The following is a 9,279-nucleotide window of genomic DNA, read 5'->3' as shown; positions in this document are numbered from 1 at the left end:
CGCCAGCGCGCGCTCACCCGCGAACTGGAATGGGTTCGGTCGGGTGCCAAGGCCCGCCAGGCCAAGTCCAAGGCCCGTCTGGCCGCCTATGAGCGGATGGTCGACGAGCAGGAAAGCATGCGCGGCGCCCAGACCCATGCTGTGATCCAGATCCCGCCCGGCCCGCGCCTCGGCAATGTCGTGCTGGAGGTCGAGAACCTCAACAAATCATATGGCGACAAGCTGCTGTTCGACGGCCTGACCTTCAAACTGCCGCCGAACGGCATCGTCGGCGTGATCGGTCCGAACGGCGCCGGCAAGTCGACCCTGTTCAAGATCATCACCGGCCAGGAAACCCCTGACGGCGGGACCTTCCGAGTCGGCGAGACGGTGAAGCTCGCCTATGTGGACCAGAGCCGCGACGCGCTCGATCCCACCAAGACCATCTGGCAGGAGGTCTCCCAGGGCCTGGACATCCTCACCGTGGGCAAGCGCGAGATCAACACGCGCTCCTATGTGGGTTCGTTCAACTTCAAGGGCGGGGACCAGCAGAAGAAGGTCGGCCAGCTCTCGGGCGGTGAGCGCAACCGCGTCCACCTAGCCAAGACGCTCACCACCGGCGGCAACCTGATCCTGCTCGACGAACCGACCAACGACCTGGACATCGAGACCCTGCAGAACCTGGAAGAGGCGCTGGAGGAGTTCGCCGGCTGCGCGGTGGTGATCAGCCATGACCGCTGGTTCCTGGACCGGCTGTGCACCCACATCCTGGCGTTCGAAGGCGACAGCCACGTGGAATGGTTCGAGGGCAACTTCGAGGCCTATGAAGAGGACAAGAAGCGCCGCCTAGGCGCCGACAGCCTGATCCCCCACCGGATCAAGTTCCACAAGTTCACGCGGTAGGGTGGGGCGGCTCTAGGCCGCCCGCCCGATCGTCACGCCGGTCATGCTGATCGCGGCCAGCTCGATGGCGTCGTTGAAGAAGGCGACCTCATCGCCGTCTTGCTGTGCGCCTAGAACGTAGAGCAAGGGCAGGTAGTGCTCGTCTGTCGGGACGGAGAGCGCGGCGTCCTGGCCAAGGACGACCCAGTCGATCAGCGGGCCGTGGTCGTGGGCGACGATGAGCGCCTTCACCGTGTCGTTGAAGCGCTCGGCCCAATCGAAGGGCGTGGCGCCTTGGGCGCGGATCGCTACGCGCAGATTGTGCACCCAGTCGCCCGAGCCGAGGATCAGCACGCCCTCAGAGCGCAGCGTCGCGAGCCGACGGCCAAGCTCATAGTGAAAGGCCGGCGGTTGGCGCTGGTCGATGGCCAGTTGCAGCACCGGAACGTCGGCGTCGGGAAACATGTGGACCAGCACTGACCAGGCTCCGTGGTCCAGACCCCACTCCTGATCCTGCCGAACCGGCACCGGCGCCAGAATGTCAGCAATGCGACGCGCCAGGCCGGGGTCGCCGGGGGCCGGATACGACATCTCGTAGAGCGCCTGCGGGAAGCCGCCGAAGTCGTGGATCGTGCGCGGCGTGCTCATGGCCGTGACGGCGGTCTCCTCGACGTACCAGTGCGCGGACACGCAGAGGATCGCCCTCGGGCGCGGCAAGCGCGCGCCCAGGGCGCGCCAGGTGTCGGCATAGACGCCGCCAAGCGCTTCCATCGGGCTGCCATGGCCGACGAAGATGGCGGGCATGCGTGGGGTGGGCTCGTTCATGGTCATCAGATCGTGCTGCCAACGGCCGAGTTCAATCGCCCCGCGGCATCTCGCGGACCTGGCGCAGGGGCGAGAGGGCGCCGATGAGCGGGATGCTGAGGAAACCGACCGCCGCCACGAACAGCGCCAGGCGCGGGCCGATCAGCCCGCCTAGCGCGCCGCCGCCCAGGGCGCCCAGGATCGCCACCCCGCCGGCCGAGGCGTGGAACGCGCCGGCGACGCGGCCCAGCACCTGCTGCGGCATCAGGGTCTGGCGTAGCGTGGCGGTGAGCACGCCGGCAGACACGGCGAAGGCGTCGCCGGTGACCTGGGTCGCGATCATCACGATGCTGGCCCCTAGTCGGTCGGCGGGCGCCAGCGGGATGCACATGGCCGAGAGGCCGGCGCCGAGGATCGCCAGCAGGATCGCCGGGCCGACGCCCAGCCGTCTGCCCAGCCATGGACCAAGCCAGGCCCCGGCCAGCGCTCCCACGCCCCCGGCCGCGATGGCCATGCCCAGGATCGAGGTCGGCAGGTCGAGCGTACGCAGCGCGAACAGCACGTAGAGCGCGGCGAAAACGCCGCCGAACAATCCCTGCGCGATCCCCATCAGCATCAGGGCGCGCACCCGCGACTCCGCCCAGGCCAGACGGAACCCCTGGGTGATCTCGGTCAGCCAGGGGGCGGGCGGCTGGGGGGCGGGGACCGGTTCGGGCGCGCGGATCAAGGCGAGAAGGCTCGCCGAAGCGAGATATGTCGCGGCGTTGACGGCCACGGCGATCGGCGCGGTCAACCACTGGAACAGCATCCCCGCCAGGGCCGGACCGCCCACCTCGGCGACCGCCTCGGTGGAGGCCAGCTTCGAATTGCCGTCGGTGAGTGCGGCGCGTCCGATCAGGCCCGGCAGGTAGGCGTGGCTGGCGATGTCGAAGATGACGCTGGCGGCGGCCACGACGGCGGCGGCGGCCAGGATCTGGGCCAGCGTCAGCACCCCGAACAGGGCCGCGAGAGGAATGGCGATCAGCACCGCGGCGCGGATCAGATCGGTCGCGATCAGCAGCGGCCGGCGCCGGAGGCGGTCGACGTAGCCGCCGCCCGCCAGTCCTGCGAACACCGCCGCCGCGCTGGCCGTGGCGGCCAGCGCGCCGAGTGTGGCGGCGCTCGCGCCCAGCGTGACCACCGCCATGATCGGCAGGCCTTCGCGGGTGATGCGGGTGCCGAAGGCTGAAACCGCCTGGGCCGCCCAAAGCCGCGTGAAATCGCGGTCGCGCCAAAGGGCGTCGGTAGAAGTCATGGAAAGGGTCCGTGCAGGCGGTCATGGGCGCTCGCGCGCTGGCGGCGCGAGGGGTGTCAATGGGCGCGATATTTGTTCGCCGCCTCGCGGGCCCACCTTCACCCTAAGGCCAGATGTGGCGCAGCCAAGTCAAGGCGCATGACGCCGGGTCCAGCCTTGGCTATGGCTCGCCGATCACCTGGAGATGCCTCGATGTCCGTCAAGCCCGTGGTCCTGCTGTCCCACCAGATGCTCGCGCCGATGCAAGCGGCGTTGGAGGCCCAGGGCTACGAGGTGGGGCGTCGCTGGGACCTGACGCCCGACCAGGCCGCCCAGGCCCGCGCCATCGTCCACGCGGGCGAGGTCGCCCTGGAACCGGCCTTCCTGGCGAGCCTGCCCAGGCTCGGCCTCATCGCCTGCGTCAGCGTCGGCTACGATGGCGTGAATGTGCCCGCCGCGCGGGCGGCGGGGCTGGAGGTCACCCACGCCAAGGGCCTGAACGCCGACGACGTGGCCGACCATGCCTTGGGTCTGTTGATCGGCGGCTGGCGCAACATCGTGATCGGCGACGGCGTGGTCCGCGGCGGCGGCTGGCGCGACGGCGACCGCATGGGACCTCGGGCCGGATTGCGCGGCCGCAAGCTGGGGATCATGGGCCTGGGGGCCATCGGCGAGGCGGTGGCGGTTCGCGCCCAGGCCTTCGGGATGGAGATCGCCTGGTGGGGGCCGCGCGAAAAGCCCGGCGCCTCCTGGCCTCGCGCCGACAGCCTGCTGGCGCTGGCCGACGCCAGCGACATCCTGGTGATCGCCAGCCGGGCCGACGAGACCAACCGTCGCCTGGTCGACCGCGCGATCATCGAGGCGGTGGGGCCACGCGGCATGATCGTCAATGTGGCGCGCGGCTCGATCGTCGACGAGGACGCCCTGATCGCCGCGTTGAAGGACGGACGCCTGGGCCGCGCGGGTCTGGACGTGTTCGAGACCGAGCCGACCCCGCCCGAGCGCTGGGCCGATGTGCCCAACGTGGTGCTGACCCCGCACAGCGCGGGCGGCACGGTCGATTCCATTCCACGCATGGTGGCCCAGGCGCTGGAAAACGTTCGGCTGTTCCTGGCCGGAGAGCCCTTGATGAGCCCCGTCTCGGGCTGAAAACCTTTCAGCAATCGATTGTGCTAGAATGCATCTGGTTGGGTCGCCTTAACTTGACATAAAGACATAAGGATATCTTTATGTCGTCATGACTCTCTCAACGATCCAGGCGGTCGAGGTGTTGCGCGCGGCAGGGGAGCCGACGCGCCTGCGTATTCTCGCGCTGCTGGCTCGCGAGGAATTGGCGGTTCTGGAGCTTTGCCGGGTTCTCGATCAGAGCCAACCGCGGGTTTCCCGACATCTGAAGTTGCTGGCCGAGGCCGGCCTCGTCGAGCGTTTCCCGGACGGAGCCTGGGTCTTCTATCGCCTGGTGACCGGCGGCGACGGCCGACGGCTGGTCGACGAAGCCTTGGCTCTCATCGACCCCGACGACCTGGGCCTGGCCCGCGACGCCGAGCGCCTGCAGTCAGTGCGGGGCGAACGCTCCGCCGAGGCTGGGGAGTACTTCGCTCGCAACGCCGCGCGCTGGGATGAAATCCGCTCGCTCTATGTTTCCGAAACCGCCGTCGAGGAGGCAATCCTTCAGGCGGCGGGTCCCGGGCCGTTCAAACGGCTGGTGGACCTGGGCTCGGGCACGGGTCGCATGCTGACCCTGCTCGCCCCCCAGGCCGAGGCGGCGCTGGGTCTCGATCTCTCCCAGCAGATGCTGAACGTGGCGCGCAATCACGTGGCGGAGGCGGGCCTGGAGCGCTGCGAACTGCGCCACGGCGATATCTTCGGCACTCGGCTGCCGGGCCAGAGCGCCGATCTGGTCGTGGTTCATCAGGTCCTGCACTACCTGGCTGACCCCGCGGCGGCGGTGCGTGAGGCTGGGCGCCTGGTGGCCGAGGGCGGCCGCCTGCTGATCGTCGACTTCGCGCCCCACACGCTGGAGTTCCTGCGCGAGCAGCACCAGCATCGCCGGCTCGGCTTCTCGGAGCCGGAGATGGAGCGCTGGTTGAATGAGACCGGCCTATCCAAGGTCCGGGCCACCGCCCTGCCGCCGGCGCGCGCCGACGGGCTCACGGTCAAGATCTGGGTCGCCGAGCGCGGCCGTCAGTCCCAAAGGAGCGCCGCATGAGCCCGCATGAAACCGCGCTCGGCCCCGTCGCCCGCGCCGGCGCGGGAACCGCGTCGCGCCCCTCGGTGTCGTTCGAGTTCTCGCCTCCCAAGACACCTGAGGCTGAAGAGAGCCTGTGGGAGGCGATTCGTCGTCTCGAGCCCCTGAACCCGTCGTTCGTCTCGGTCACCTATGGCGCGGGCGGATCGACGCGGGAGCGCACCCACCGGACGGTGGTTCGGATGCTGAAGGAGACGACCCTACGACCGGCGGCGCACCTGACCTGCGTGGACGCCTCCAAGGCGCAGGTCGACGAGGTGGTGCAGGACTATTGGGACGCCGGCATCCGCCACATCGTGGCCCTGCGCGGCGATCCGCCAGGCTCACTGGGTGGGGTCTATCAACCCCGCGCCGACGGCTATCTCAACGCCACGGAGTTGACCGCGGGGATCAAGTCGGTGGCGCCGTTCGAGGTGAGCGTCAGCCTCTACCCGCAGAAGCATCCCGAGAGCCCGTCGCTGGATCACGACATCGACGTCCTGAAAGCCAAGGTCGACGCCGGCGCGACCCGGGCCATCACCCAGTTTTTCTACGACATCGACGCCTTCCTGTTCTTCACCGACAAGGTGAGGAAGGCCGGCATCACCATACCGATCTCGCCGGGGATCATGCCGGTGTCGAACTTCAAGGGCCTCAAGAGGATGGCGGCCCCATGCGGCATTCCCCTGCCGGGCTGGCTGGGCAACCTGTTCGAGGGCCTGGACAAGGACCCGGAGACGCGGAAGCTGATCGCCGCTTCGGTCGCCACCGAGATGTGCGCTCGTCTGGTCGAGGAGGGCTATTCCGACCTCCACTTCTACACGTTGAACAGGGCCGATCTGGTCTATGCGATCTGCCGGGTGCTGGGCGTTCGTGAAGTCCCGACGGAGCAGGCGGCATGAAGGCCCTGATTTCACTGGCGCTCGCGGCCGTGGCGACGACGGCTTCCGCCCAGACGCCGCCATCGTGGACGCGCGCGACCGAGCCGTTCGCAATCGCCGACAACCTCTACTACGTGGGGACGGAGGGGCTCTCGGCCTTCCTGATCACCACGCCCAAGGGTCACATCCTGATCGACGGCGCCCTGCCGTCCAGCGCCAAGCCCATCGAGGCCAACATCGCCAAGCTGGGCTTCAAGGTCGGCGACGTGAAGGTGCTGTTGAACACCCACGCCCACTTCGACCATTCCGGCGGCCTGGCCGAACTGAAGCGCGACGCCGGCGCCAGCCTCGCGGCCAGCGCCCAGGACCGCGTGGCGCTCGAGACGGGGAAGTACCCTGGTTCGGAAGAGGTCACCGCTTTCGACTTTCCCCCGGTAAAGGTGGATCGGGTGCTGAAGGACGGCGACAAGGTCGGCCTGGGCGGCGTCGTCCTGACCGCGCACCTGACGCCCGGCCATACTGCCGGCTGCACCACCTGGACCTTCCCGGTGAAGGTCGGAAGCGTCGTGCGTCAGGCCCTGCTCTATTGCAGCACCTCGGTGGCGGCCAACCGGCTGGTCTCAAAGACGCGGGGTCCGCAGTACCCGGGCATCGCGGCGGACTACCCGCGCAGCTTCGCAAAGCTGAAGGCGATGAAGGCCGACATCTTCCTCGCTCCGCACGGCGAGCAGTTCGGCATGGCGGCCAAGCGCGTGGCCATGGGGCCGGGCAAGGCCAACCCCTTCGTAGATCCAACCGAATTGGCCCGCGTCGTCGCCGCGTCCGAGACCGACTTCAAGGCGCAGCTCGCCAGGCAGCAAGAGGCCGCGAAATGACCCGACAAGACCGCATCGAGAAGCTGAAGTCGATCTCCAGGGAGCGCGTGCTGATCCTGGACGGGTCGTGGGGGGTGATGATCCAGAAGCGCGGGCTGGTGGAGGCCGACTATCGCGGCGAGCGGTTCGCGGGCCACAACTCCGAGCTCAAGGGCAACAACGATCTGCTGTGCATCACCCGGCCCAACATCATCGCCGACCTGCACGACCAGTACTACGCCGCTGGCGCCGACATCTCCGAGACCAACACCTTCTCCGGCACCACCATCGCCCAGGCCGACTACGAGTGCGGCGAGGCGGTCTACGACATCAACTTCCAGGGCGCGAAGATCGCCCGCGAGGTCGCCGACCGCTGGAGCGAGAACGAGCCGCACAAGCCGCGCTTCGTGGCCGGCTCCATCGGGCCGCTGCCCAAGATGCTGTCGATGTCCTCGGACGTGAACGACCCGGGCGCGCGGCTGGTGACGTTCGACGTGGTCTACACCGCCTACCGCGAGCAGATGATCGCCCTGCACGACGGCGGGGTCGACCTGTTCCTGATCGAGACCATCACCGACACGCTCAACTGCAAGGCCGCGATCAAGGCGATCCTCGACCTGCAGGATGAGGGCTATGAGCCCCTGCCGATCTGGATCTCGGGCACCATCACAGACCGATCAGGCCGCACTCTGTCGGGCCAGACCGTGGAGGCCTTCTGGAACTCGGTGAAGCACGCCAAGCCCTTCGCCATCGGGCTGAACTGTGCGCTTGGCGCCGACCTGATGCGGCCCCACATCGCCGAGCTGTCGCGGGTCGCCGATACCCTGATCTCGGCCTATCCGAACGCCGGCCTGCCCAACGCCATGGGCGAGTACGACGAAGAGCCTCACCAGACGGCGCATGAGCTCCATGAATGGGCCGAGCGCGGGCTGGTCAACATCCTCGGCGGCTGCTGCGGCACCACGCCCGACCACATCCGCCACGTGGCCGACGCGGTCAAAGGCGTGCGTCCCCGTCAGATCCCGGAGCGTCCGACCGCCATGCGGCTGGCCGGACTGGAACCCTTCGAACTCGCCTGACCAAAACGGCGCCGATCTAGGCTAAGAACCCCGCGCCAGCGGGGCTGAATGGATTCAAATGAGACCCATCTTCATCAATGTCGGGGAACGAACCAACGTCACTGGATCGGCCAAGTTCCGGAAGCTTGTGGCCGAGGGAAACTATCCAGAGGCCCTGAGCGTCGCGCGGCAGCAGGTTGATGCGGGCGCATCGATAATCGATATCAACATGGATGAGGGTCTGCTGGACTCCGTCCACGCCATGCGGACCTTCCTCAACCTCATCGCCGCCGAGCCGGACATCGCGCGGGTGCCGGTGATGATCGACTCTTCCAAGTGGGAGGTGATCGAGGCGGGGCTGAAGTGCGTGCAGGGCAAGGCCATCGTCAATTCCATCTCCATGAAGGAAGGCGAGGCCAAGTTCATCGAGCAGGCCCAGGCTTGCCTCAGGTACGGCGCCGCCGTCGTGATCATGGCCTTCGACGAGGTCGGCCAGGCCGACACCGCCAAGCGCAAGATCGAGATCTGCGAGCGGGCCTACCGGATCCTGGTGGACCAGGTCGGCTTCCCGCCGGAAGACATCATCTTCGACCCCAACATCTTCGCCGTGGCGACGGGGATCGAGGAGCACGACAACTACGCGGTCGACTTCATCGAGGCCGTCCGGGTCATCAAGCAGACCCTGCCCTACGCGCGGATCTCGGGCGGCGTCTCCAACGTCTCGTTCTCATTCAGGGGCAATGAGCCGGTCCGCCGGGCGATCCACTCGGTGTTCCTGTACCACGCCATCGCCGCGGGCATGGACATGGGCATCGTCAACGCCGGCGACCTGCCGGTCTATGACGACATCCCCGCCGAACTGCGCGAGGCCGTCGAGGACGTGATCCTCAACCGGCCCCAGCGCGACGCCAAGCTGACCAACACCGAACGCCTGGTGGAGCTGGCCCCCAAGTACAAGGGCGGCAAGTCCGTGCAGAAGGGCCCCGACCTGACCTGGCGCGAAGGCGACGTCCAGGCCCGGATCACCCACGCCCTGGTCAACGGCGTCACCGACTATATCGAGGCCGATACCGAGGAGGCGCGCAGCCAGGCCGAACGCCCGCTGCACGTCATCGATGGCCCGTTGATGGACGGGATGAACGTGGTCGGCGATCTGTTCGGCTCGGGCAAGATGTTCCTGCCCCAGGTCGTGAAGTCGGCCCGGGTGATGAAGCAGGCCGTGGCCTATCTCATGCCGTTCATGGAGGCCGAGAAGGAGGGCAAGCCGCGCGAGGCGGCGGGCAAGATCCTGATGGCCACCGTCAAGGGCGACGTCCACGAC

General features: G+C 67.9%; 9 protein-coding genes. 7 read left to right on the top strand and 2 right to left on the bottom strand.

Features of this window, described 5'->3' with window-relative positions; translation table 11 throughout:
• The coding region (locus tag RMO04_RS18985) for an ATP-binding cassette domain-containing protein (RefSeq protein WP_309646333.1) at positions 1–882 on the top strand (882 nt) is incomplete at its 5' end.
• A 12-nt stretch (positions 883–894) separates the two neighbouring features.
• On the opposite strand, the gene ygiD is transcribed toward RMO04_RS18985, so the two are convergent.
• Both ygiD and RMO04_RS18975 read right to left on the bottom strand, forming a co-directional pair.
• Positions 895–1,686, bottom strand: coding sequence for a 4,5-DOPA dioxygenase extradiol (gene ygiD, locus RMO04_RS18980; RefSeq protein ID WP_309646332.1), 792 nt, complete (start codon positions 1,684–1,686; stop codon positions 895–897).
• 31 nt (positions 1,687–1,717) lie between these two features.
• The gene (locus tag RMO04_RS18975; RefSeq protein ID WP_309646331.1) at positions 1,718–2,959 is read right to left on the bottom strand and encodes an MFS transporter; all 1,242 of its coding nucleotides are present in this window, start codon (positions 2,957–2,959) and stop codon (positions 1,718–1,720) included.
• A 192-nt stretch (positions 2,960–3,151) separates the two neighbouring features.
• Between RMO04_RS18975 and RMO04_RS18970 the strand changes: the two genes are divergently transcribed.
• From RMO04_RS18970 to RMO04_RS18945, 6 genes are all read left to right on the top strand, one after another.
• A complete protein-coding gene (locus RMO04_RS18970; RefSeq protein ID WP_309646330.1) occupies positions 3,152–4,087 on the top strand; it encodes a 2-hydroxyacid dehydrogenase in 936 nt (311 codons plus the stop codon).
• Positions 4,088–4,175: 88 nt separating this feature from the next.
• Positions 4,176–5,147: a metalloregulator ArsR/SmtB family transcription factor gene (locus RMO04_RS18965; RefSeq protein WP_309646329.1), complete on the top strand. Its 972-nt coding sequence runs from the start codon at positions 4,176–4,178 to the stop codon at positions 5,145–5,147.
• On the top strand, positions 5,144–6,067 hold the full coding sequence (gene metF, locus RMO04_RS18960; protein WP_309646328.1) for a methylenetetrahydrofolate reductase [NAD(P)H]: 924 nt from the start codon (positions 5,144–5,146) through the stop codon (positions 6,065–6,067). The genes RMO04_RS18965 and metF overlap by 4 nt, the downstream gene beginning before the upstream one ends.
• Positions 6,064–6,921, top strand: coding sequence for a subclass B3 metallo-beta-lactamase (gene bla, locus RMO04_RS18955; protein ID WP_309646327.1), 858 nt, complete (start codon positions 6,064–6,066; stop codon positions 6,919–6,921). The genes metF and bla overlap by 4 nt, the downstream gene beginning before the upstream one ends.
• Positions 6,918–7,979: a homocysteine S-methyltransferase family protein gene (locus tag RMO04_RS18950; protein ID WP_309646326.1), complete on the top strand. Its 1,062-nt coding sequence runs from the start codon at positions 6,918–6,920 to the stop codon at positions 7,977–7,979. Before bla ends, RMO04_RS18950 begins: the two co-directional genes overlap by 4 nt.
• 58 nt (positions 7,980–8,037) lie before the next feature.
• Positions 8,038–9,279 (top strand): dihydropteroate synthase (locus RMO04_RS18945; protein ID WP_309646325.1); only part of this gene is annotated, 1,242 nt, incomplete at its 3' end.

It is taken from the genome of Phenylobacterium sp., from assembly GCF_031412415.1.
In the GTDB taxonomy this organism is placed as follows: domain Bacteria; phylum Pseudomonadota; class Alphaproteobacteria; order Caulobacterales; family Caulobacteraceae; genus Phenylobacterium.
Note: the sequence above shows the minus strand (reverse complement) of the source record. Positions and strands in the feature narration are given on the sequence as shown.